The sequence below is a fragment of the Flavobacteriales bacterium genome (assembly GCA_025210805.1).
Classification (GTDB): Bacteria; Bacteroidota; Bacteroidia; order Flavobacteriales; family CAJXXR01; genus JAOAQX01.
The window spans coordinates 109,023-133,684 of the sequence record JAOAQX010000007.1 but is presented as its reverse complement, the minus strand read 5'-3'; the positions used below and the strand labels follow the sequence as shown (position 1 = coordinate 133,684).

The following is a 24,662-nucleotide window of genomic DNA, read 5'->3' as shown; positions in this document are numbered from 1 at the left end:
TTTAATGAAAATAATATGGTTCTTAGAATTCTTTTAAATATTACAGAATTTCAAATAGTTGATGTTCTATTTTTAAATGCCCCAACAGGTGCTCCATACGATCTTTATGCGTATCTGTAATAAAAATTTGCCCAAAATAATCTTGATTCACCAAGTCTATTAGTGCTTGCACACGGTGATCATCGAGTTTATCAAATACATCGTCTAGTAGTAGAACAGGGTCAACTTTGTGTGTGTGTTTGAGGTAATCGTATTGAGCAAGTTTTAGTGCAATCAGTAGACTCTTCTGTTGACCTTGAGAGCCAAAACGCTTTACGAGTCCTCCATTGATGCTCAAGATGATATCGTCTCTATGAATTCCCATAGAAGTATGCTGGAGTAAACGATCTTTAAGAATGTTTTTTCGAAATTCTTTTTCAAAATCTTCTTTTACTTGGCTTTCATACCTGATATCTACTTGCTCTAAGGGATTCTGTGCCAATTGCTGGTATTTTTCTTGAAAAAAGACCCGAACTTGTTCAATATAGCTTTGTCTTTTCTCAGCAATTTCCATGGCAAAGGCAATCATTTGTGCATCATAAACCTCTAATTGATCGGGGTTGAAGACATGATTGCTGGCAAAATACTTGAGTAAACTATTGCGTTGTTGCAGGAGTTTATTATACTTTACTAAAGCGTTTAGGTAATTCTTATCTACTTGAGAAAGGATCATATCAATATACTTTCTTCGGCTAGAAGCTCCTTCACTTATCAAGTCTCTGTCATAAGGCGATATCAAAACTAAAGGTAAATAACCTATAAATTCCGTGATTTTTGGGAATTCATAATCATTTTTTTTCAGACGCTTTTTCTTACCCGTTTGCACCATTACAGAAAGGGTGTCAAAACTGTCTTCTTTTTGTATTTCAGCTTGTATCATAAAAAAAGACTGCTCAAACTGAATATTGTGTTTATCGAGCGTACCCGAAAAACTTTTGGCTAAAGCCAAATAATGAATTGCCTCTAAAATATTGGTTTTTCCAATACCATTTTTACCCACAAAACAATTGATATTGGGAGAGAAGCTCCAAGAACTCTGCTCGTGATTTTTAAATTGGGTAAGATCTAATTTTCTAATATGCATTACCAGCTATTTTGTGAATTCTAATAGATATTCGGCATAAACATTCTTGCAATCATTGGGGGAAAATGTAAGTGCAAATTCCCTATATTTTTGCTTAATTTTTAGCTCAATAGAATCGGTCATTTTCTCCTCAAGATTTGCTTTTGTATGGATCTCATCTCCCACTGCTACTAGGCGATTATCTAACCAAGAACCTTCTATCATTTTTAGAACAGAATAAGTTCCTTCCTCCTTTTTTTGAAGAATACATCCTAAACCGCCTTTTGCGTAGTCTTGATGATTTTGTATGCCTAGTTTCCACCCAAAATAATGGAAGGCATCTTTTAATCCTTCTGTGTAATCTTCTGTACCAAAAATGTATTTATCGATGATTTTTTGTGCTTTTTCTCCGCCTAATTCTATCATTAAATGAACAATATCTTCCTGAGAATATCCATTTTCTCTTATGGATTTATTCTCATAGAGTGTTCTCATGAAAGTATGCAGACTTTCTTTTCCTTGCGAGTGTTCTCTAATGGCAGCATCTATCATGAGCATACAAAGAGCTCCATCTTGATAAATAGATAATTTCCTGTTTGGAATTCCTAGCTGGTAACCGTCTAGCCAAGTATCCCAACTAGATTCAGCCACAGAATAATTGAGAAAACCATAGTTTTCAAAATGCACTTTTAGCCAATTATCAACACATTTTTTCCATCCAAGATCATCAAAAACACCACTTTCCCAAAGAATAAGATCGCCCATATAAGTGGTGAGTCCTTCGTAAATAAAACCAAGAGGAGAATAGTTTTCTTGGTCATAACGATAGGGTTTCATCACTGCTGGTCTTAGTGCTTTGATATTCCAACAATGATAAAGCTCATGAGAAGAAATATGAAGAAATTCTCGATAGAGTTTATCTTCAAATAACTCTCTATCAGGACCTAAGCATATTACGGTGTTTTCAGTATGTTCTACACCATGATAAGACTTAAAAGGTGTAATGAGAAACAAAAAATCATAACTTTCTACAGGAAGAGAACCAAAATATTGTAGTTGTTTCTCCGTAAATTTTCTAAAATCTGTGAGAATTCTTTCTTTTGGAATCTCTTGCACTCCTTGAAAATAAAGGTTGAACACTTTGTCCTTACAAGTGTAAGAAAAATGAGTAAGTGTTTCCGATGCCATAAAAGGTGTTTCTACCAATGAATGAAAGTTCTCAAAATGGTATTTTCCTTCCTTAAAGTATCTTTTTGGCAAGCTGTTTTTAAAACGCTCAGGATATACCAGTTTCAGACTCAGTTTTTCTCCTATTTTACCTTCTTGATACATGCAACACTGGATCGGATTTACATAGAATAAGTCTTGATCCACAAAACAAGAACCTGCATTGACTTCATTGGCATAGTATTCATATTGAATTTTAAAGGCAGATCCATTGGGGAATATTTTCCAGCGATCTTTACTTATTTTTTGAAAGGACAATGGTTTGTTTTCCGCATCAATAACCCGAAATCCACGAATATTTTTAGCAAAATTTCCTAACTCATATCTTCCCGGTCTCCAGGAAGGTAATTGGAATTCCACAAGGTCTTCATTGTTTTGAAGATGGGTAATTTCTATATGAAGAAAATGCCTATGAGCATCTTGATATCGGATGGTATATTGCATACTTTTCTGCCTAATGATTTACTTAGGCTAAGTTATGCCATTTTTAAAAAATTATCATATAAATATGTTCTAGTTACATTAAAATCCTACCCAAAAAACAAAGCCTTTTTGGTGCAGGTCGTTTTTTTCAATAAATTTGTGACCCAAAGTATTTTCCACAAGAAAATAACTTTTATAAAACTAAGAAAACACGACAAAACTCATCCGATGGATAAACCAGTAAGAGTACGATTTGCCCCAAGTCCTACAGGACCTTTACACATGGGAGGTGTAAGAACCGCTTTATATAACTATTTGTTTGCCAAAAAACATGGTGGAGCATTTATTATACGTATCGAAGATACCGATCAAACCCGTTTTGTACCAGGAGCCGAAGATTATATTCATGAATCTTTAGCTTGGTGTGGAATTCACCCAGATGAAGGTACACAAGTGGGTGGTGAATATGGACCTTACAAACAATCGGAGCGAAAGCACTTGTATAGACAATACGCTGATCAACTTTTGGAAAACGGAAAAGCTTATTTTGCTTTTGATACTCCCGAAGAACTTACAGAGGTAAGACAAAAGGCGAAAGAAAACGGTGTGCCCGCTTGGCAATACAATAATATCACTCGTAATTCCATGAAAAACAGTCTTACACTGAGCAAGGAAGAAACAGAGGAGCGAATTGCCAATGGAGAACCTTATGTGATCCGTATAAAAATGCCTAGAAATGAAGAGGTAAAACTAGAAGATGCCATCCGTGGTTGGGTAAGTGTAAACACCAATAACCTAGATGATAAAGTGCTTTTCAAAGCAGATGGAATGCCTACTTATCATTTGGCAAATATTGTGGATGATCACTTAATGAAAATTTCTCATGTAATCCGTGGAGAAGAATGGTTGCCTTCTGCACCACTACACGTATTTTTATATCGTGCTTTTGGGTGGGATGAGCCTCAGTTTGCTCATTTGCCACTTATCTTAAAGCCAGATGGAAACGGAAAACTCAGTAAAAGAGATGGTGATCGTCTAGGTTTCCCAGTATTCCCAATGAACTGGAAAAACCCAGAAACAGGAGAGCAATCTGAAGGATATAAAGAAAGAGGGTTTTTCCCTGATGCCTTTATCAATATGTTGGCTTTCTTAGGATGGAACCCAGGAACGGATCAAGAAATCTTTTCTATGGAAGAACTCATAGAAGCATTTACTTTACCAAGAGTAGGAAAAGCAGGAGCTAAATTTGATTTCGAAAAGACCAAGTGGTTTAATCAGCAATACCTTAGAATGAAAACAGGAGAAGAACTAGCAGACCTAGTAAAATCTTCTGTAACAACAGAGGTTGAAGATGCTTATTTGGCTCAGATCTGTGAACTGATGAAAGAAAGAGCTACGCTTTCTGAAGATATTTTGAAAGAAGCCAGCTTTTTCTTTGAGAAACCCACAGAGTATGATGCCAAGACCATCAAGAAAAAGTGGAAAGAAGATACCCCAGAACTCCTCAACGAATTGATTCAAAGACTGGAAACAATTGATGATTTCAATGCAGAAAATATCGGAACAACTTTTAAGCAATTCTTAGAAGATAAGGGAATAGGTTTTGGGAAAATAATGCCTAATTTCCGTGTGGCAGTTACTGGAAAAGGTGCTGGACCAAGTATGAATGATATATCGGCTATTCTAGGAAAAGAAGAAGTTATTGCACGTATCAAAACAGCGATAGATACTGTACAGAAATAATACCATTTAAGTTGCTAATATACTCACTGGTATAATGCCGATACATTGTGAAAACTCACTTACGAAATGAAGTGAAATAAGTGAATCATTTTAGCAAGCAATCGGTATAAGATAATATCTAAAATTGTCAAGGGAGTTTTTATAAGAGCTCCCTTTTTTCTTCTTAAAAATAAGTCAGCAGAATGATTCAAAAAATATTCATTAGAGATCTCAAAATAAGAGCCAATCATGGCGTATTACCAGAGGAAACACTTTCTGGAAATGATTTTGTGATTCAGTTAGAACTCCACACCGATTTTTCTCGAGCTTGCAGAACAGATCAACTAGAGTACACGGTTAATTATGCAGATGTATGTGGATATATTCAAGAAGAAATGAAAATAAATGCACAACTTCTTGAGCATATAGCTTATCGTATTTGTACAAGAATTTTTAGAGAAGAATTCACCGTTACGAAACTCATTCTTTCTATAGATAAGCTCAATCCACCTATTCATGCCGATCTTTCTTCTGTAGCAATTAGCATAGAAATGACCAAAAATGAGTTCGAAAACGAATAGAATAAGCAATGGTTACATCTAAAGTTCATTACGAATGTTAACAAGTGTTAATTCGGTAAATATCACTTAACTTTGGCTTAACATTTGAAATTAATCGACCACTAACTCACGAGACACATAATGACCAAATTTTTTCTAATGGCTTTTTCGGCCATTACCTTTTCCGTTTTTTCGCAACATCAGTGTGCCAGTGCCATTGAAACCAATAAACAATTGGACAAAAACCCAGAACTTAAAGCAGCGTATCTTGAATACGAAAATGCTTTACAAGTGTTAAATGCAAACACGAATTCTGAGGAACGAGCAAGCATGAATAATCAAAAAAAGATTATTCCTGTGGTAATTCACATTATGCACGATTATGATGCAAACAATATTACAGATGCACAAGTGCAATCTGCAATGGCTCAATTAAACGAAGATTTCCTATTTACTGCGAGTGATACAACACAAATAGTGTCTGCATTTAAGACAATAGCAGGAAATATGAATGTAGAATTCAAACTAGCAAGAAAAGACCCTAATGGAAACTGTACTACAGGAATCACAAGATGGGCAACTAAAGAAACTTTTACTGCTGGAGAATCTATAAAAGAGATTGTAAAGTGGGATCCTGCGAAGTATTTGAATGTTTGGGTCGTAAAAACGATTGCAAATGGTGCAGCAGGTTATTCATTTATTCCAGGAACAGCCCCAGGTATTTACCCTGATGGAAATGCTGGAATTATTATTAGAAATGACTATTTTGGAACAACAGGAACAGCCAATCCTGGTACTTATACAGCAAGATCATTCAGTCATGAAGTAGGACACTATTTAGGACTTCATCACCCATGGGGGCCTTCGAATCAACCAGGTGTTCAGTCTAACTGTAGCATAGATGATTATGTAAATGATACCCCAAAATGTTTAGGTTTATTATCAAACTGTAATACTTCTTTCCAGAGTTGTGGTTCATTAGATAATGTTCAAAACATCATGAGTTATGCAGGTTGTCCTATTATGTTTACCAAAGGACAAGTACAAAGAGTTCAAAATTATTTAAACACACATAACTATGGAGTGGCAAAAAGAAGTGGTTTATGGAAAACAGGAAACCTTATCGCCACAGGAACAAATGACGGTTATGTAGCAAATGAATGTGAGCCTGTTTCAGATTTCTACAGCAAAAGCAGAATTACCTGTGTAGGAAGTCCTATTGAGTTTAAGACTTATGCACACGGAGCAAGTGTTATAAACCACGAGTGGACCTTTACAGGAGCCAACACTAAAACTTCTACAGACGATAATCCATCAGTTTCCTTTAACCAAGCAGGAACTTATTCTGTTTCGCTAAAAGTAAGTAATGCACAAGGAAACGATGTAGAAACAAAAACAGCCTATTTCAAAGTTCTTGAAAACTCTCAAGCTTCTACTCCAGTAGAAGAAGGATTTGAAAACTTTGTTTACGACAATATTAATAATGCAAACTCGTGGCACAGAGAAGCGCCAAATGCGAGTTCTAGATGGACTATTAACTCTACTTCTTACTCTGGAGCGAAAAGCTTGAAAGCGCGCACCTCAAGCTTTCACTCCTCTCAAGAAACAAGTATCGTGTCACCCGTATTTGATTTTAGCAATGTAAGTAGCACGCCTTACCTTTATTTTAAGTACGCATACAAAGAAATTGATGATGCCTCAGATAAATTAAAAGTCTATGCATCTGATAATTGTGGGGACACTTGGTCTTCAAGAAAAACGCTTTCTGGTTCAAAACTAGAAACTGCAACTGGAAATAATAGTCCAAATTGGATTCCTACATCAGATCAGTGGAAGGAAATTAAAATATCTTTACTCCCGTTAAAAGGAGATCCAAATGCCATGATCAAGATTACGCTTCAAGGAATGGGTGGTGCTTTTGCATATATTGATGATATTTATGTATCTGAATATGCAATAGGTGTTGAAGAACAAGATATTTTAGGGCAAAATATCAGTATTTACCCAAATCCTGTTGGAAAAGGAATCTCTAAAATAGATTTTCATAGTAAAGAAGCTGGAATGTTGAATTTTAGCATAAAAGATGCTTTAGGGAGAACCATTCATCAAGAAATTTCAAAAATAGATGAAGGGGAACAAACTAGAGAAATTCCTCAAGGACTTGATGCAGGAATGTATTGGGTAGAAATGAGTATTGGAGCGCAAAGGTTAACAAAAAAGTTTGTGGTACAATAATAAAGGTCATCTTGATAGATATAACCATATTTACTAAAAATAAGTCCTCGAAAACCGAGGACTTATTTTTTTATTCGATTTTTAAGAGGCAATAAAATAAATGATCAATACAAAAACGTTTTTTATATAAAACACCTTTCGTTTTATATTTTGGATATAACGATTATCTTTACCCAAAATTCAATTGATAGACATGAATGCAAATTCATTAATTAATAATAAAAACATTTGGTTCTATTTTTTGGCAATTCTACTTATTGGAAATGCCCTAATATATTATTTCTTTGAACCATTGAATGTGGATGAAGTATGGCATCATGCACAAATAAAAAGATATTTTACAGGAGATTTTTCACACGAGCCTATGCTCACCAATATTCCTGGACTACATATATCAGTATACGCCATTGCTCAGACACTTGGTTTAGAAAACACTGTGGCTTGGAGGATTATTTCGGGGCTCATTGGCTTTGTTGGATTATTTTTTGGTTTCAAGTTTCTAAAATTTCTAAATACCAAAGAGCCTTTATATAGAATCGGGCAATATTTTTTTCTTCCTTGGTTGTTTAGCTTTATTTTTCTACTATATATTGAATGGTACGGAGTGGCTTTTATGGTTTCTGGGATCCATTTCACCTATAAAAAGCAAGCTTGGTTGGCAGGTTTATTCTTTCTTATTCTTCTGTTGGGAAAACAAAATTTTATCCCATGGGTGTTTATGGCTGCTATTATTTATTGGATAGAGTTTGTAAACAAAAAAGATTATAAAAGTTATTTCCAGCTCCTTCCTTATGCACTTATTGGTATTTTGTTTTTGGTTTTCGTAAAATGGAATGATGGAATTTCTATGGAGGCAAAACGTCTTCATACACTCTCTATTGAGCATGAGAATATCATCATGGCTTTGTTTTTATTAGGAAGTTTGTATGTTCCATTAATTAAGCGTCAAAAAATCAAAAAAATATTTCAAAATAATACCTCTAAATGGATCTATTTTATGGGAATATTTTTAATAATTTTTGGAATTCTTTTCTTTGATTCAAAACACTACTTTAACTCAAAAAAAATTGCTTGTTTGCATAATAATGTGGCAAATTATTTGGAAGATTTTTGGTGGTTTAAAGCTTTTGCCTTTGTAATAATTTCTATAGGTTGGACCGTTATCATGTCCACTTCATTCAAGAAAAAATCGATGTATTTACTGTATCCTATTTCGGCTCTTACCTTGATTCCAGTTACATTGATAGAGTTTAGATATTCAATTCCATTCTTAATTCTCTTCAATATTTTTAGGGAAGAAACGGATAAAAAATCAGAGCAAAGAATTTTTTGGCTTTTTGTTCTACAAGCCCTTGCTATTTTTGCCATTTTCTCTACTGGGAGATTTCCATAATACCGATTACTTGCTAAAATTACCCACTTATACCGATTATTTGTTAAATAATCACTTACTTCACTTCGTTCGTAATTGATTTTCACCAATATATCGGCATTAGACAAAAAGGTGAAGTCCAATTTCACTGCGTTCATAACTGGCTTTTAGCAATGTATCGGCATTATACCTATGAGTAAATTAACACCATAAATGGTATAATATGTCATAAAAAAAATCCTGCATACACAGGATTTTTTTTTTATTTATGGAAACAAGGTTATGGCTATATTATTCCATGATCAATCATTGTTTGAAAAGATTCTTCCATGGTTTCCTTGAATGGTCTAAAAGTGATTCCTAGCTCTTTTTTGATCTTTGAATTATCAGCTTTCCAAGCCACATTTACATTATTTCTGATAAATTTTCTGGTAAATAATTTGTTTGTCATGGGTCCAATAATCATGAGTAACCATTTAGGTAAAGCTTTTTTAGGTAATGCATATTGATCTCCAAATTTGTCTTGAAGACTCATCCCTATTTCTAGCAAATCTGTATTGTATCCCGAGGTAATATAGCGTCCTTTTGCTTGAGCATTAAAACCTGCTTCAAAGTGCGCATCTGCTACATCTCTTACATCTACCAAGCCGATTCCTATTTTGGGTGCGCCCATTTTAAAGTCTCCTTTTCCTATTTGTTTTAAAATAGACATACTTTCTGATGTCGTATAATTAGGGTTTAGTGGAGGTCCCATTACCAAACTTGGATTAATGGTAACCAGCTCCCAAACATTTTGTTTTTTAGCTATTTCCCAAGCTTTCTTTTCAGCCAATGTCTTTGAATAAAAATAAGGTTGGTAATCCAAAGATGCTGTATGATTCCACACTTCTTCGGTAAGGAAACCATTTGGAGTATTTTTTGTGTCTATCGAATCTGTGTACATTGCTGCACAACTACTCGTAAGTACAATTTTTTTAACAGTTCCGAGTTCATTGGCAGATTCCAAAACATTTGCCGTTCCTTTTTCTGCAGGATCAATTAAATCCTTTTTAGGATCTTTTACATCTGTAATAAAAGGGGATGCAGTATGAAAAACTAATTCGCAAGCCTCCATTGCTTTGGTATAAGAGCCTTTTTGTAATAAATCAGCCTTAAACAAATGAAGTGTTCCAGGATTATTTTTTGCCAAATCCTTTAAATGTCCCACTTTATTATCATCTTTTGGGTTTCTTACAGCAGCATGTACGGTTATTCCTTTTTCTAAAAGCTTTTTTACAAGCCAACTTGCTACATATCCATTAGCACCTGTTACCAATACGGGTTTTTGTTTATCAATCATCATTTTTTAGTTTTTTACCAATGAAATTCTTTTGCCTTTACCAAAGCTTCGCTTTAGGTACTGAATATTTCATCGAAGAATTCATTGCAAAGATAAATAATATGAATATCAATGATTTATACAAATCTTAGATTTACAAACACTTATTACAGATTGATCCCAAAATCATTAAAAAAAGAATAGAAGATAGTGCGTAAATCTTTCTTCCTCTCCCGAAATGTTGGGAGGACTTAGATCAGTTCGTAAACTGATGAATGAAATGAAGTAAATGAGCATTGAACAAGTAAACGGTATAAATCAACACAATATGAGGATACTTTCTATTTTTAAGCAGTAGAATATCAACACTTATAAATATTGAATTAAATTTGCCTTTATGACAAAAAAGAAGATCGCCATTTTAGGTTCTACGGGTTCTATAGGAACACAAACGTTGGATGTTGTTAGGGAATGTCCTGAGATGTTTGAGGTAGAACTTTTGACCGCAGGAAATAACGCTGATTTATTACTCAAGCAAGCATTGGAATTTAAACCCAATGCCGTAGTGATTGCCAATGAGCAATATTTTTCTAAACTCAATGATGTTCTTTTTGACGAGGGTATCAAAGTGTATGCAGGTGCACAAGCCATAGAAGATGCAGTGCAAATGGATGGAATAGATCTTGTGGTAACTGCCATGGTGGGAGCAGCAGGACTGAAGCCTACTATTGCAGCCATAAAAGCTAAAAAACATATTGCACTCGCAAACAAGGAAACACTTGTGGTAGCTGGAGAAATAATTTCAAAATTAGCTCTAGAAAACCAAGTAAGCATTAATCCGGTGGACTCTGAACATTCGGCAATTTTTCAATGCCTAACTGGGGAGCACATGAATCCTATAGAAAAAATAGTACTCACAGCAAGTGGAGGACCTTTTAGAGGATTTACAAGAGAACAATTAGAAAAAGTAACTAGAGAACAAGCCTTAAAACATCCTAACTGGTCTATGGGAGCAAAAATTACCATAGATTCTGCAAGCATGATGAACAAAGGACTGGAAGTAATAGAAGCAAAGTGGCTTTTTGGTTTACAAGATGATCAAATAGAAGTTATTGTACATCCTCAATCTATTGTGCATTCATTGGTTCAGTTTAATGATGGCTCTATGAAAGCTCAGCTAGGTCTGCCAGATATGAAGCTTCCCATACTCTATGCCATGTCTTACCCAATGAGACCAAAAACTTCTTGGGAGCGTTTTAATTTCTTGGATTATCCAAACCTTACTTTTGAGCAAGTAGATCTTAAAGTTTTTAAAAACCTTCAATTTGCATTCGATTCTCTCAAAAAAGGTGGAAATATGTCTTGTATTCTCAACGCCGCAAATGAAATTGCAGTAGAGGCATTTCTAAAAGATCAAATTAGCTTCCTCGGAATGTCTGATTTGATTGAGGAAACTATGGCAAAAACCTCTTTTGTAGCTAAACCGAGTTTAGATGATTTACTTCTATCTGATGAAGAAGCTAGAAAAATAGCACAACAATTTATAAAATAACAGTATGGATATTTTAATCAAAGTAGCACAACTCTTAATGAGTCTTTCGCTTTTAGTTGTTTTACACGAGTTAGGGCATTTTATCCCTGCCAAACTATTTAAAACGAAAGTAGAGAAGTTTTATCTCTTTTTCGATGCAAAATTTTCCCTTTTCAAAAAGAAAATAGGAGAAACAGAGTATGGAATCGGGTGGCTTCCACTAGGTGGATACGTAAAAATAGCTGGAATGGTGGATGAATCTATGGACACAGAACAGCTGGAGAAAGAGCCTCAACCATGGGAGTTTAGATCAAAACCTGCTTGGCAAAGATTAATCATCATGGCAGGAGGAATTATTGTAAACATCATTGTTGCCATGGCAATTTTTATCGGGATTTTATTTTTCCATGGTGAGGAGTATATCAAAATGGACTCTCTAAAAGATGGAGTTTGGGTAACCAATACCGACCTTGGTGATAAGCTGGGAATAAAGTCTGGAGATAAAATTAGTAAAATAGATGATAAAGAAATCGTTTCTTTTCAATCCATTTATCAGGAAATACTTGTTGGTGAGTCAATTACGATAGATAGATATGGAGAGGAGATTACACAACAAATTCCTGAAGATTTTATCAACTCTTTAATAGAATCTGAAGAAAGAAAAATGTTTCTTTACGCTCGTGTTCCATATATGATTAGAGCTATTTCAAAAGAATCGGCAAATATTGAAGTGCTAAAACCAAAAGATCGAATTATCAGTATAGGGAATATTCCTATTGATTACTATGACCAAGCACTAGAGATACAAGCGAAGTTTAAAGGACAAACTACAGGAGCAATTGTAGAAAGAGATGGAAAAAGAGAACAGATTCAACTTGCCATTTCAGATGAGGGAAAACTTGGTGTTCAAGCCATTATTCCAGAGCCAGGAGATTTATCAAAATTAGGAATTGTGGAGGTAGATCATGTGAAATACGGGTTCTTTGAGGCCATTCCTGCTGGAATCACCATGACTTACGACCAGTTTATGAAACAGGTAAAATCTTTCAAGAAAATACTGAATCCTTCTACTGGAGCCTACAAAGGTCTTGGTGGAGTAATTTCTATGGGTAAACTATTTCCTGATTCTTGGGATTGGTTGCGTTTTTGGAGAATAACGGGATTACTATCGGTTATGCTGGCGTTCTTAAATTTACTGCCTATTCCGGCCCTAGATGGTGGTCATATCGTGTTTACCACTTATGAAATGATTACGGGGAGAAAACCACATCAAAAAGTGTTGGAAGTGGCACAATATGCAGGAATAATCATCCTTCTTTCATTGATGTTGTTTGCCAATGGTAAAGATATTTTTAATTTGTTCCAGTAAACTATACCGATTACTTGCTAAAATTACCCACTTATTTCACTGCGTTCATAACTGGCTTTTAGCAATGTATCGGCATTATACCTATTAGTAAATTAACACCATAAATGGTATTATTTAGAAGAAAAAACTTACGTTTTATAATAGCCAAGTTCTCAATGGGGATTTGGCTATTTTTTTTGTCAAAAAATTAGCATCCCATTTGAATGTGTTGCTTGCAATTGGTCAACAACTTGTTGACCAATTGCATAAAACTGATAAAAACGACTACAATACTTTAGGTTTTGATAAATCTTGAACAGCAGGAAATTCAATTCTTAAATCAGAAGATAACTGCTCTAATAATTTTGCTCCCCAATTAGAAGCTTTTTGCTGTTGGTAAATTTTCACGTCCCAACTCCCAATAAAACAAAATAAGCTCTCTATTTGCTGCCAAGGCAGTTTTTAGCTGTGTTGTGCGAATTTTAGTCTTAACCTCACTTAGCCAATTTATATAGTCTTTATTCAATTTAATGTTAGTCATATTGTTTAACCCTTAAAAGATTCTGAAATAATAATTTGAGGTTTGGAATTTGTAGCTTTTTTAAAAGCCTTTTCTCTGGATCAAACAATTTCCTCTTAATTTATTCCGATGATTCTGTCTAAATGTACATTTATTATTTCTGTACTGAGTTTTTAAATTATCTCTTTTCAGGATTATTTTTCATTTTTGATTTTAGCCTCTAAATTTTTTAGTTCTTCCAAGTCTTGCTTATCAGCTTGTTCTTCTTCAAATATTTTTCTTTTCTGATCGAAAGATGCGTAGATTTCTTTTACTTTCTTTTCCATCATAGCTTTACTGATTTTACCTTTTCCTTGTAATACTTTTTTATCGTTAAACTCAAGAATTCTATCCACGTTTTTACGCCAGAAATTCATTGTAATATCTATTCTGTTTTTGGCTCTGAGTTCTGCGGTTTCGAGGAATATAACAACGAGTCTGTTTAGTGTATCTATTTCGTCTTCTGTTAAATAGTTTTTAGCAATATAAATGTCTTGTTTACGCACTATGCTTCCTTTCCAATTGGTTAATGCCATATTAGGTTGGTCTGCATCAGCTCTTGATAGTATTATTTCGGCAGCCGTTTTATGAGTAACGGCATAAAGCAATTTATTTTGTGTTTCTGCAAAAAACATTTGTGTGGCTTTATCAGACGAATCGTAGTCACTAGAAATTTTGAATAAGTCTTTTACTTTCTGATAAAATCTTTTTTCGGAAGCACGTATATCACGAATACGGGCAAGTAACTCATCAAAATAATCGGGTCTGCCATCAGGGTTTTTCAGGCGCTCATCATCCATTATAAATCCTTTGACAATATATTGTTTTAGATTTTGATTTGCCCAAATTCTAAATTGTGTACCTCGCTTACTTCTCACCCTAAATCCTATCGCCAAAATCATTTCTAGACTGTAAAAAGTCACTTCATAATTTTTGCCATCTTGGGCAGTTGTTCGGAATTTCCGAACAACTGAATGTGAGTTCAATTCATTATCTTTTAATATGTTAGATATGTGTTCGCTTACATTTGATTTTGAGGTGGCAAAAAGTTCTACTATCTGTTTTTGATTCATCCAAACTTGACCATCTTTAGCGTATAAAGCCACAGATGCTTTTCCATCAGATGTATTATATATGATTAAATTTTGTTCGTTTTTTTGCTCCATAACTATGATATTTATTCTGTAAAGAATTCAGAAATTATTATTTGAGGCTTAGGACTCAAGATGTTTTCGGCGTTTTTTGGGCAGATCATCAAACCATTATTTGTGAATTCCTTATGTGCTCACCAATCGATTTAATTTTTAATTAATTTGTTCGGATGGCTTTTTCCAAATTTATATTTATTTATCTAGATTTTCAAATATTCGAATTCTATGAAGAGATTGCTTTTTGTTCTGTTTTTATCTCCTTTTTATGGTAATAGCCCCGATAGAGGCGGTATCCTTTTTCTTTTTCCTTAGAAAAAGAAAAAGATTTAGCCGAAAGCGGGAAATAGCTCCAAAAAAACATTTTTTAAGAGTAAAGAGTGGGCTTGAGTCCAAAAACTAGTATGATAAACTGTTTGGAATAAAAAATGTTTTATAATAGCCAAATTCTCAATGGGGATTTGGCTATTTTTCTGTCAAAAAATTAGAATCCATAAAAATAACAAATGAATATCACCATTAATTCCAAAATTTCATCCGACCTTTGAGTTATTATCTTTAAAATAAATCAACCATGAATTTAAACATACATACCAATCACGAAAAAAGTTCCACAAAAGTATATTGCTTTTTCAATAATGAGGATCTAGAACTCTGTGGGCTAGAAAAGCATCCAAGATGGGACGAAATTAGTAAAAAGGCGAAAAAATTAGATTTTTTTGCTATAGAGGGAAAAGAGGAAACGCTTTGTTTTCAGAAGGTAAAACAATCTGACAACAAATACCGATTATTAGAGAATTTTAGAGAAATAGGGAGTCAGTTAGCTGCTAAATTGGAATCCCAAAAGGTGGAAGAAGTAGCTCTTTATAATAGTTTTAAGAAGAAAAAATTTGATAGAGCTCTTACAGAAGGTTTGGTATTGAGTCTTTATCAGTTTGATAAATATAAAAGTGAGAAAAAGGAAAATTCGCTTCAAAAAATTGCTTTGAGCAACCTGAATCAAGAAGAGGTTGAAGAACTTTCTGCATTGCTAGAAGGAGTTTGCCATGCCAGAGATTTGGTCAATGAGCCACAGAGTTACCTTACTGCTACACAGTTTGCTAAGGATATTCAGAAACTAGGAGTGGAAGCAGGTTTCCTTGTAGAAACTTGGGAAAAAGAGATGATAGAGCAAATGGAAATGGGTGGACTATTGGCAGTAAACAAAGGATCTGTTGAAGACCCTACATTTTCTATTCTAAAACATCATCCAAAGGAGGCTGTGAACAAAAAGCCGATTGTGTTAGTGGGAAAAGGAATTGTATATGACACGGGAGGTTTGAGTTTGAAACCAACCGCTAAGTCTATGGATTTTATGAAGTCGGATATGGGTGGAGCTGCAGCAGTTGTGGGAGCTATTTACGCTATTGCAAAAGCTAAACTCCCTGTTTATGTGATCGGACTAATTCCTGCAACAGACAATAGGCCTTCGCTAGATGCCTATGCTCCTGGAGATGTAATTACCATGATGAGCAAAAAGACTGTTGAGGTTCTTAATACTGATGCGGAAGGAAGACTGGTACTTGCAGATGCTTTACACTATGCAAAATCATTAAAACCACAGGAAGTATTGGATGCAGCTACTTTAACGGGAGCTGCTGTAGCTTCTTTCGGAACCGAGGCTATTTGTGGAATGGGAAATGATGAGAATATGCTTAAACAGATCTGTAAATCGGGTAGGAAAACCTACGAAAGGGTTGTTCCACAACCTTTTTGGGACGAGTATGCAGAGGGTTTAAAATCGAGCATTGCAGATATTACCAACTTAGGACCAAGAGAAGCTGGACATATTACGGCAGGAAAATTCTTGGAGAATTTTGTTGATTATCCTTGGATTCATTTAGATATTGCGGGTCCAGCATTCAAACACGCTAAGAAGAACTACCAAACGGTAGGTGGAACCGGTGTGGGTGTAAGATTATTTTTTGATTATCTGAAAGATAAAGTTTAAGACTTTGATAATTGTTAGACTAAAAAAAACACCCCTTTCAGTGAGCTGAATGGGGTGTTTTTTTGAAATTATCTGTCAAAAAAGAGTACTAATAGAAAACTAGTTCTGTTCATAAATATACTTCGTAAGTCCCACAAAATCTGCAACACTTAATCGTTCTGCTCTAAGGCGAAAGATTTCCATCTCTTTCCAGTCTGTTTTATCCTTTAAAAGAGGTTTTAAAGCATTTGAAAGCGTTTTTCTTCTTTGAGAAAAGGCTTGTTTTACTACTGTTTTAAACTGTTTTGGATCGCATCCTAAATCTTGATTTTCTTTTCGTTTGAGCCAAATAACGCCGCTGTCCACTTTTGGTGGTGGATCAAAGACATGAGGTAGAACGGTAAAACAATATTCGATATCATAATACGCTTGCATAAGTACAGAAATAACTCCGTAAGCTTTACTTCCAGGTTGCGATGCTACACGCTGAGCTAATTCTTTTTGAAACATTCCTCCTGCTTCGGGAATTTGATCTTTATGATCCAATATTTTGAAGAGAATTTGTGAAGAAATATTGTATGGGAAATTCCCCACTACGGCTACTTGCCCTTGAAACATTTCTGTAAATGGAATTCTTAAGAAATCTGCATGAATTACTCTTTGAGCCAGCTGAGGATAGTGTAGGAGTAAATAATCTACTGATTCGTTATCTACCTCTATCACATAGGTGGGTTCTGGTTTTTGGATCAAATATTTGGTCAAAACACCCATTCCAGGTCCAATTTCTATGATGCTTTCATAGCCCTTACCAGATAATTTGGCAACGAGATCTTCACAAACCGTTTCATCTTTTAGAAAATGTTGTCCAAAAGATTTTTTGGCTCTTACTTTTTTGGTCATAATTAAGTTTCAGTTATTCTTTAATCTCTTGGCAAAGTTCTACTAAAACTCCACCAGCAGATTTAGGATGAAGAAAACAAACCAATTTATTATCGGCTCCTTTTTTAGGTTCTTTGTTGAGCAAGATAAAACCTTCTTCTTCCAATCTTTTCATTTCGGCATAGATATCGGCAACATCATAGGCTATATGATGAATTCCTTCACCTTTTTTGGCAATATATTTTGCAATTGGTGAATCCTCTCGGGTGGCTTCCAATAATTCAATTTTGGTTTCACCTACCTGAAAAAAAGAGGTGTTTACACCTTCTGAAGCCACGGCTTCTTCTTTATAAGGTGTGGTATTTAGTAGCTTAGAATAAAGTTCATTAGAAGCCGAAAGATCTTTAACGGCTATTCCGATATGTTCTACTTTTTTCATAAAAATGTGAGCTAGAAATTTATTTTAAAAAAACTTTTGGAAAGTAGCTAAACTCGATTAAAAGGGAAGTAATCTGCTTTGTTCAACTTTTTAATCTACTTACGAGACCTTTCCAAAAGTTAAGTTGCAATATCTTGCATTTGGTGCAATTTAGTATAATATCCGTTTAATTCCAACAATTCTGCATGCGTTCCTTGTTCCACAATTTTTCCTTCGTGCATCACAACGATTTTATCTGCATGAATAATGGTGGAAAGTCTGTGAGCGATAATGATGGATGTTCTGTTTGTAAGTAGTTTGTTTATAGCTTCTTGAACTAGTTTTTCGCTTTCGGTATCTAAAGCCGAAGTCGCTTCATCCATTATTAAAATATCAGGATTTGCTAAAACAGCCCTTGCAATAGAAATTCTTTGTTTTTGTCCGCCCGATAATTTACTTCCTTGATCTCCGATATTTGTATCATAGCCATGTTCCATTTTTGAGATAAACTCATCTGCATTGGCTATTTTGGCTGCTTCTTCTATAGATTCTTTGGTAATATGCTCTTTTCCAAAGCGGATATTTTCGGCAATACTGTCATTAAACAAGATAGATTCTTGGCTAATAATACTCATTTTTCCACGAACATCTAAAATATTTAAATCATTGAGATCTTTTCCATCAAAAAGGATACTTCCGTCTGTTACGGGGTAAAAGCGAGCGATTAGATCCGCCAAAGTAGATTTACCTGAGCCCGATTGTCCAACCAAAGCAACTGTTTCGCCTTTTTTAATTTCGAGATTAATGTTTTTAAGTACGGGTGTTCCTTCTTTGTAAGAAAAATGGAGATTGTTTAGGCTAATTCCAGAATCAAATTGCTGATAAGGAAGATATTTTTTATCAGGATCAGTTTCTTCTTCTGTATCCAAGATTTCAAAAATTCTGTCGGCAGATACCATTCCCTTTTTCAGGTTCATATAGGCACGAGAAATATTTTTGATAGGTGCTAATAATTGCCAAAAAAACAAAATATAAGAAATAAACATTTCGGGTTTTAAGGCTGTAGGATCATTAGAAAAAATGAGATTTCCTCCGTACCAAAAAACCGTACTAATTACGATGGCTCCCAAAAACTCACTCATGGGAGATGCCATGTCTTGCCTACGCCTAATCTTATTATTTATGAGTGTGAATTTTTCATTTTCTACATCATAAGTTTTTGTGCTATATGATTCTACCCCAAATGCTTTAATAATCTTTAGCCCAGATAAATTTTCTTCTAGCATAGATAAAAGAACCGACACCTGTTTTTGTCCTGCATCAGAATGTTGTTTAAGCTTTTTACCCACAAGGCTAATAATGGAACCTGCAAGTGGCAAGAAGATAAATACAAAAATGGTGAGTTTCCAGCTGATAATCAGCATAACTACAATAGAGGATAGAATGGTAAAAGGATCTCTAATAAGGAGTTCTAGTACACTAATGACCGATGCTTCCACTTCGATGACATCATTGGTAACTCTTGTGAGCATATCTCCTTTTCTTTTTTCAGAGAAGAAAGAAACAGGAAGTTTAAGAATCTTGTCGTGTAAAGATTTTCTAAGATCTCTTAAAAGATTGGATCTTATTGGTGCTAAAAAATATTGAGCAAAATAGATAAAGAAACTTTTAAAGAAAAAAGAGACAACAATCGCAATAGCTACGTAGAGTAGGGCATTGGATTTGTCTATGGCTAAAAAAGTGGTATAAAATTGATGGTTGAGCTCAAATAAAAATTGATCCAACCATGGAAAAAATTTCTCTTCTAAAACGGGTTCTTGCTGATTAGAATCAAACAAAACTCCGACTACTTTTCCCATGATTAAAAAAGTGATCATATTGAATATAACCGCCATGATATTCCCAAAAATATTGAGAAAAGCAAAAGTTTTATAAGGTTTGAGAAAAGCTATTATCCGCCCGATTCCTTTCATAGTGTTGTTTATGGAAAATCAAAATTACGATAATCTCCACATTTCGGAGAAATTCCCAAGAAAACGAATCAAGCTTTCTAAGTCTTGGTACTCATGATGAGCTTGTAATGAAATTCTTAATCGTTCTGAACCCTCAGGTACAGTGGGAGGAAGTATTTTTTTTAGGGCGAAATCTTGTTTTTCTAAGGCTTCTTCAAATTGTGCTATCTTTTGGTTGTTTTGAAACAAAAGGGGAAATATTGGACTTTCTTGTTTCAAATGGATTCCAAGATTCTTTTTAAAAAGATCTTGTAAAAACTGTATCTTTTCTTTTAAAAGATGAATTAATTGAGGATTTTGAGCAATAAACTCAACGCTTTTTTGTGCCTTGAGCACCATAAAATCAGATGGAGCAGTTGTGTAAATAAATGCCCTTGAAAAATTGATTAAATAGGATCGGAAAACCCGAGAACTTAACACCACCGCTCCTGATGCCGAAACGCCTTTCCCAAAAGTCATTATTCGAGCAAATACTTGATGATGAATACCTAGTTCAAAACAAAGTCCTTGACCTTCAAATCCGAAAATTCCTGAGCTATGGGCTTCATCAACTATAAGATATGCTTGATATTGATTACAGAGTTTGAGTATTTTTTCGAGCGGAGCAAGATCTCCATCCATTGAATAAACACTTTCTACGATGACATATTTTTGTCCTTTCCCAATTTTGAGTTTTTTTTCTAAATCTGTTAAATCATTATGCTTAAAGCCATAAGATTTTGCTGGAGAAAGTTGAATTCCTTCACGTATGGAAGCGTGGCTCAGTTGATCGTAGATAAGTGTATCGTTTCTATGTGCCAATGAAGAAATTACACCAATATTTGCAGTATAGCCAGAATTGAAAAACAGGGCAGTGTCAGATCCATAAAAGGAGGAAAAATAGTCTTCTGCATTTTTCTTTATTTCAGATTCGCCACTAATTAACCTACTGGAACAGCTTGATTCCCAGATTAATTTATCGTTTATGTGGGATCTTAAAAACTGTTTCCAATCTTGATTTTTTTGTAAAGAAAGATAATCATTGGACGTGAAATCTAAACGCTTATCTTGAAGTGTTAAGCTGCGAAATCCGCCAAGTTTTTTTCGTTTTTCTAAAGCTTCTTGATGATGAGATTTGTGCATAAAACACTTATTCTATAACGTTATCAGGGCGATTCTTTTTAACAAAAATGGCTACAATAGCTGCCGTAATTGCTCCCATTATCACAGCTCCAATTGCTGCTTGTATCATATAGGATGTCATATTGAAGTTTGCGATCATTTGTTCTGCTTGAGCAGGGTATTTTTCTTGAACAAAGGCAATCACATTATCAAAATATTCTGGTGCTATAAAAGTATGGGTAATATACTGACTAATCGGACTTAAAATTGCCACAAACACCCCAATCATCAATCCTGAAATAAAACCTTGTTTATAGGTCATATATCCACCATAGTAACTCTCCTTTTTATCTTTTAATGCAAAAACATAGACTGCAACTGCTGGAATCATAAATAAATTGGTGTAAACCATGTGATCCTCAATGAATTCACCGTGTAAGCCCGAAATGTTTTCGGCAACCATCCATAATAATGCTATGATTACAAAAACAATGGACCATTTAATTTCTACTGCAAATTTTTTCATTTTCATTTATTTTGAGACTAAGGTAAATTAAAATTTTTGATTCTTTGAATTGGTTTTTATATCCACTACCCAAAATAACCCTAAAAGCCTACCTTTGTATCATGTTTAGCAAAGAAGAAAACAAACAAATAAAGGTCGATTTTTATACAGCCTTAGGGGTTCGTATGAAAAGGCATATTGCCTTATCTGGCGAAAAAATAAAATGGGTGAACTATAAAACGGGGATAAAAGGACTTGCTTTTAAAATGGAAATCGATAAACGAATTGCTCGTTTGTTTGTGGAAATAAAACATCCCGACACGGATATTCAAGATTTAGTTTATCAGCAATTTGAAGAATATAAAGTAGTGCTAGAACAAGCCATGCCTAGCGATACTATTTGGTTTTCTGAAGATTATAATGTTCTTGGTGAAAAAATATCCAAAATAGAATGGCAGCAAGAATCTGTTTCTATCTATAAAAAGGATACTTGGGGAACGGCTTTTGATTTCTATGAAGAACACTGGCTTGCTTTAGATGATTTTTGGGCTGATATAAAACCTATTTTTGAGGATTTAGTGAATTAAAAAATGATTCAAGAACTAGAAATACTTTATCAAGATCAATGGATTATTGCGATAAATAAACCGCATGGTTTATTGGTGCATAGAAGTTCAATTGCAAAAGATGCAACAGAGTTTGCCATGCAAATTCTCAGAAATCAGATAGGAGGAGCACATGTAACTCCCATTCATAGATTAGACAGAAAAACCAGTGGAGTTTTACTTTTTGCTTTAGATAAAGAAATAGTTCCTAGTTTATCCCTTCTTTTTGCAGAACATCAGATCCAAAAACAATATCTAGCATTGGTAAGAGGATGGACGGAGGCTGAGTTTGCATCTAAAAGACCTTTGCATAGTGATCGGGGAGTTTTGCAGGAAGCTTTTACTAAGTTTAAGACATTAAAGCACTATGAAACGCCTTGGAAAAGCACTAAATTTCCTACCAGTAGATATTCCCTTGTTCAAGCCTTTCCAAAAACAGGAAGATATCATCAAATAAGAAAACATTTGAATCACCTGAGCCATCCTATTATTGCGGATAGACCACATGGTTGTAAAGATCAGAACCGTTTTTTTCGGCAAGAATATGATATGATGATTATGCCTTTGCACGCTCAAACACTTTCTTTTATTCATCCCAAAACGAATGAAGAAATCACGATTCAGGCTGAAATTCAAGCTGATTTTCAGAAATATATTGATTTATTAGCGTCTAATAATCTTTCATAAAAAAAGGATAAAACCTCTTTTTTACAAGAACTTTTATCCTTTTTGAAATAGGCGAAAATCTAATTAAGATTCTGCCTCTTCTTTATTTTCTTCTTCCACTACTTTTAGAAGTTCAGCTTTTTGAAGGCAATTATACCAGCTTACCACTTTTTTGATATCCGATACATATACACGATCTTCGTCATAATTTTCCATAACACTTCTAAAGAATGTTTTAAGCTCATCTGCAGAAGATTTATGACTGATTGTTTCTTTTCCTTCTTCTTTTTCAAAAATGGTAAAAAACACTTCTTTTAATGATATTTCTTCTGAGTAAGAGTAGATTGCAATATCTTCTAGGGCAGACATTCTTGCTGTTCCTGGAACAGGAAGCTTCTTCCCGTCTTCTATTCTTTCTACCAAAACACCTGCGCGCATTTGACCTAATACTTTATACAAACCAGGTTTCCCTGTGATGGCCAAAATTCCTGTTAAATCAATCATATTTTCTGAATTTGTTTTGAGGGAAACAAATATATAGAATCTTATGAGATTATCGTAGGATTATTTTTGTGAACAAACTTGGGAAATCCCCATGTATTCTAATAAATACAATACCTTTTAAGTTGTTATTATTCAGTGAAATTGAGGTTTCTTTTATCTCAGTATATTGATGTAATAATCTACCTAAAGAATCATAAATGTCTATTGTTTTGTCTTTGTTTTTAACACTTTCTGGGAAAATAAGAAGCGGATTTTCTTGATAGAGCACCTTTATTTTGGTATTGTTGTCTTCTGTAAGTTCTATCGCCCCTTTTAGATTTAGCAAGATAGCTTGTGGATCTTCATCAAGAGGATTTCTTAATGCCCCTAATATCATTCTCGTTTTAATTTGATGGGCATTTTCCTCTGGAAAAATCTTTCGGAGAAGAATAGCAGATGAACTCGTAAAAGCGGTTGCGGCCGAAGTTCCTGAGCTATAATCTAAGTAGGAATTTGTATCTGCTGCTGAAGTTAATTTATGCCCTGGAGCGTAAATATCAACATATTTTCCATAGTTTGAAGAAGAGAGTTTTTTCCTTTGTTGATTTACCGCTCCCACAGCCAAAACCGAAGGATAAGATGCAGGATACACTTCCTCTTCTTTATCACTATTTCCAGCCGCCGCTATAAGTAAAACATCTTTTTCTTGAGCATAAGCAATTATTTCATTGGAAAGAGAAGAAGCACTCATTTGATACCAAGAGCAATTAATTACTTGAGCGCCCATATCGATGGCATATTTTACTGCCAAATAAGGATCTTGAGGTGTTCCTGAGCTGGATACCATTTTGAGATGTAGATATTTAAAATCTCTTCCGGCACTTGCAAAACCAATTGCATTATTGGACTGTGCTGCCATAATCGCATTCATTTCGAATCCATGTTTTTCAAAGTCCATGCTTGCATTATTATCTTCTTCGGCAAAATCCCAACCTCGCCAATCATCTACAAAGCCATTTCCATCATCGTCTATGCCGTTTAAAGAACTATCGTTGGTGTTTATAAAATAATTTTGAAGCTCAGGACAGGCAAAATTATTTCCTCCATCTACCACGGCGGCTAAAAAATTTGGGGAATCCTCTTGTAAAAAGTCCCAAGCAAACGCTACTTCTGTAGAAGAAAGCTCCCACTGAAAAGGAAACAAAGGATCATTGATATTGGTATCTAATGCCAAATGAGTTTGAGGAAGTTTTTCAAATTCCAAAGTCTCACTTAGATTTTGAATATTTCTTGCAGTGGTTTTCCATAGGAAAGTATGATTTTTATTTACCCATCGTGCATTTTTCGGAAGTGTAAAATGTTTATCCTTTTTCAATTCACAATAGAAAGAAGAGGTTTGTCCATTGGTGAAAAAAGGAAACAAAAGTGAAAAAACAAATAGAGCTTTCTTCATGATGATGCAATATTGGATCGATACCA

At 34.5% G+C, this 24,662-nt stretch carries 22 protein-coding genes; 9 read left to right on the top strand and 13 right to left on the bottom strand.

Annotated elements, in window-relative coordinates; translation table 11 throughout:
• Positions 1-40: 40 nt before the first annotated feature.
• Together N4A45_04500 and N4A45_04495 are read right to left on the bottom strand one after the other, a co-directional pair.
• The gene (locus tag N4A45_04500) at positions 41-1,123 is read right to left on the bottom strand and encodes a DNA replication/repair protein RecF (protein MCT4664478.1); all 1,083 of its coding nucleotides are present in this window, start codon (positions 1,121-1,123) and stop codon (positions 41-43) included.
• Positions 1,124-1,129: 6 nt separating this feature from the next.
• Positions 1,130-2,773 (bottom strand): hypothetical protein, encoded by a 1,644-nt coding sequence (locus N4A45_04495; protein MCT4664477.1) that lies wholly within the window; start codon positions 2,771-2,773, stop codon positions 1,130-1,132.
• A gap of 207 nt (positions 2,774-2,980) precedes the next feature.
• On the opposite strand from N4A45_04495, the gene gltX reads away from it, so the two are divergent.
• The 4 genes from gltX (at position 2,981) to N4A45_04475 (ending at position 8,662) form a co-directional block, all read left to right on the top strand.
• On the top strand, positions 2,981-4,495 hold the full coding sequence (gene gltX / locus N4A45_04490; protein ID MCT4664476.1) for a glutamate--tRNA ligase: 1,515 nt from the start codon (positions 2,981-2,983) through the stop codon (positions 4,493-4,495).
• Positions 4,496-4,677: 182 nt separating this feature from the next.
• Positions 4,678-5,055: a dihydroneopterin aldolase gene (gene folB / locus N4A45_04485; protein ID MCT4664475.1), complete on the top strand. Its 378-nt coding sequence runs from the start codon at positions 4,678-4,680 to the stop codon at positions 5,053-5,055.
• A 120-nt stretch (positions 5,056-5,175) separates the two neighbouring features.
• On the top strand, positions 5,176-7,269 hold the full coding sequence (locus N4A45_04480) for a M43 family zinc metalloprotease (GenBank protein ID MCT4664474.1): 2,094 nt from the start codon (positions 5,176-5,178) through the stop codon (positions 7,267-7,269).
• A gap of 193 nt (positions 7,270-7,462) precedes the next feature.
• Positions 7,463-8,662, top strand: coding sequence for a Dol-P-Glc:Glc(2)Man(9)GlcNAc(2)-PP-Dol alpha-1,2-glucosyltransferase (locus tag N4A45_04475; protein MCT4664473.1), 1,200 nt, complete (start codon positions 7,463-7,465; stop codon positions 8,660-8,662).
• A gap of 265 nt (positions 8,663-8,927) precedes the next feature.
• Here the strand turns inward: N4A45_04475 and N4A45_04470 are convergent, their stop codons facing one another.
• Positions 8,928-9,983: an NAD-dependent epimerase/dehydratase family protein gene (locus N4A45_04470; protein MCT4664472.1), complete on the bottom strand. Its 1,056-nt coding sequence runs from the start codon at positions 9,981-9,983 to the stop codon at positions 8,928-8,930.
• 373 nt (positions 9,984-10,356) lie between these two features.
• Between N4A45_04470 and N4A45_04465 the strand changes: the two genes are divergently transcribed.
• Together N4A45_04465 and rseP are read left to right on the top strand one after the other, a co-directional pair.
• Entirely contained in the window at positions 10,357-11,511 is a 1,155-nt protein-coding gene (locus N4A45_04465; protein ID MCT4664471.1) for a 1-deoxy-D-xylulose-5-phosphate reductoisomerase, read from the top strand.
• 4 nt (positions 11,512-11,515) lie between these two features.
• Positions 11,516-12,859: an RIP metalloprotease RseP gene (gene rseP, locus N4A45_04460; GenBank protein ID MCT4664470.1), complete on the top strand. Its 1,344-nt coding sequence runs from the start codon at positions 11,516-11,518 to the stop codon at positions 12,857-12,859.
• Between the two features lie 355 nt (positions 12,860-13,214).
• On the opposite strand, the gene N4A45_04455 is transcribed toward rseP, so the two are convergent.
• The 3 genes from N4A45_04455 to N4A45_04445 all read right to left on the bottom strand — a co-directional run bounded on the left by N4A45_04455 (position 13,215) and on the right by N4A45_04445 (position 14,909).
• Positions 13,215-13,379 (bottom strand): hypothetical protein, encoded by a 165-nt coding sequence (locus N4A45_04455; GenBank protein ID MCT4664469.1) that lies wholly within the window; start codon positions 13,377-13,379, stop codon positions 13,215-13,217.
• A 173-nt stretch (positions 13,380-13,552) separates the two neighbouring features.
• Positions 13,553-14,563: a virulence RhuM family protein gene (locus N4A45_04450; protein MCT4664468.1), complete on the bottom strand. Its 1,011-nt coding sequence runs from the start codon at positions 14,561-14,563 to the stop codon at positions 13,553-13,555.
• Positions 14,564-14,771: 208 nt separating this feature from the next.
• Positions 14,772-14,909, bottom strand: a complete 138-nt coding sequence (locus tag N4A45_04445) for a hypothetical protein (protein ID MCT4664467.1) — start codon at positions 14,907-14,909, stop codon at positions 14,772-14,774.
• 210 nt (positions 14,910-15,119) lie between these two features.
• Between N4A45_04445 and N4A45_04440 the strand changes: the two genes are divergently transcribed.
• Entirely contained in the window at positions 15,120-16,535 is a 1,416-nt protein-coding gene (locus tag N4A45_04440) for a leucyl aminopeptidase (GenBank protein MCT4664466.1), read from the top strand.
• Positions 16,536-16,634: 99 nt separating this feature from the next.
• Here the strand turns inward: N4A45_04440 and rsmA are convergent, their stop codons facing one another.
• The 5 genes from rsmA to N4A45_04415 all read right to left on the bottom strand — a co-directional run bounded on the left by rsmA (position 16,635) and on the right by N4A45_04415 (position 21,450).
• Positions 16,635-17,414, bottom strand: a complete 780-nt coding sequence (gene rsmA, locus N4A45_04435; protein ID MCT4664465.1) for a 16S rRNA (adenine(1518)-N(6)/adenine(1519)-N(6))-dimethyltransferase RsmA — start codon at positions 17,412-17,414, stop codon at positions 16,635-16,637.
• 13 nt (positions 17,415-17,427) lie between these two features.
• The gene (gene mce / locus N4A45_04430) at positions 17,428-17,832 is read right to left on the bottom strand and encodes a methylmalonyl-CoA epimerase (GenBank protein MCT4664464.1); all 405 of its coding nucleotides are present in this window, start codon (positions 17,830-17,832) and stop codon (positions 17,428-17,430) included.
• A gap of 119 nt (positions 17,833-17,951) precedes the next feature.
• Complete coding sequence (locus N4A45_04425) at positions 17,952-19,784, bottom strand: ABC transporter ATP-binding protein/permease (GenBank protein ID MCT4664463.1); 1,833 nt, start codon at positions 19,782-19,784, stop codon at positions 17,952-17,954.
• A 24-nt stretch (positions 19,785-19,808) separates the two neighbouring features.
• Positions 19,809-20,945 carry an aminotransferase class I/II-fold pyridoxal phosphate-dependent enzyme gene (locus N4A45_04420; protein MCT4664462.1) on the bottom strand — a complete coding sequence of 379 codons (1,137 nt, stop codon included), beginning with the start codon at positions 20,943-20,945 and terminating at the stop codon, positions 19,809-19,811.
• A 7-nt stretch (positions 20,946-20,952) separates the two neighbouring features.
• Entirely contained in the window at positions 20,953-21,450 is a 498-nt protein-coding gene (locus tag N4A45_04415) for a DUF4199 domain-containing protein (protein ID MCT4664461.1), read from the bottom strand.
• 44 nt (positions 21,451-21,494) lie between these two features.
• Between N4A45_04415 and N4A45_04410 the strand changes: the two genes are divergently transcribed.
• Both N4A45_04410 and N4A45_04405 read left to right on the top strand, forming a co-directional pair.
• A complete protein-coding gene (locus tag N4A45_04410; GenBank protein ID MCT4664460.1) occupies positions 21,495-22,016 on the top strand; it encodes a DUF4268 domain-containing protein in 522 nt (173 codons plus the stop codon).
• Positions 22,017-22,019: 3 nt separating this feature from the next.
• Positions 22,020-22,721, top strand: a complete 702-nt coding sequence (locus tag N4A45_04405) for a pseudouridine synthase (protein MCT4664459.1) — start codon at positions 22,020-22,022, stop codon at positions 22,719-22,721.
• Between the two features lie 63 nt (positions 22,722-22,784).
• Here N4A45_04405 and N4A45_04400 read toward each other — a convergent pair whose 3' ends face one another.
• Together N4A45_04400 and N4A45_04395 are read right to left on the bottom strand one after the other, a co-directional pair.
• Positions 22,785-23,204, bottom strand: a complete 420-nt coding sequence (locus N4A45_04400; protein ID MCT4664458.1) for a DUF5606 domain-containing protein — start codon at positions 23,202-23,204, stop codon at positions 22,785-22,787.
• A gap of 49 nt (positions 23,205-23,253) precedes the next feature.
• Positions 23,254-24,636: a S8 family peptidase gene (locus tag N4A45_04395; protein MCT4664457.1), complete on the bottom strand. Its 1,383-nt coding sequence runs from the start codon at positions 24,634-24,636 to the stop codon at positions 23,254-23,256.
• Positions 24,637-24,662 lie beyond the last annotated feature (26 nt).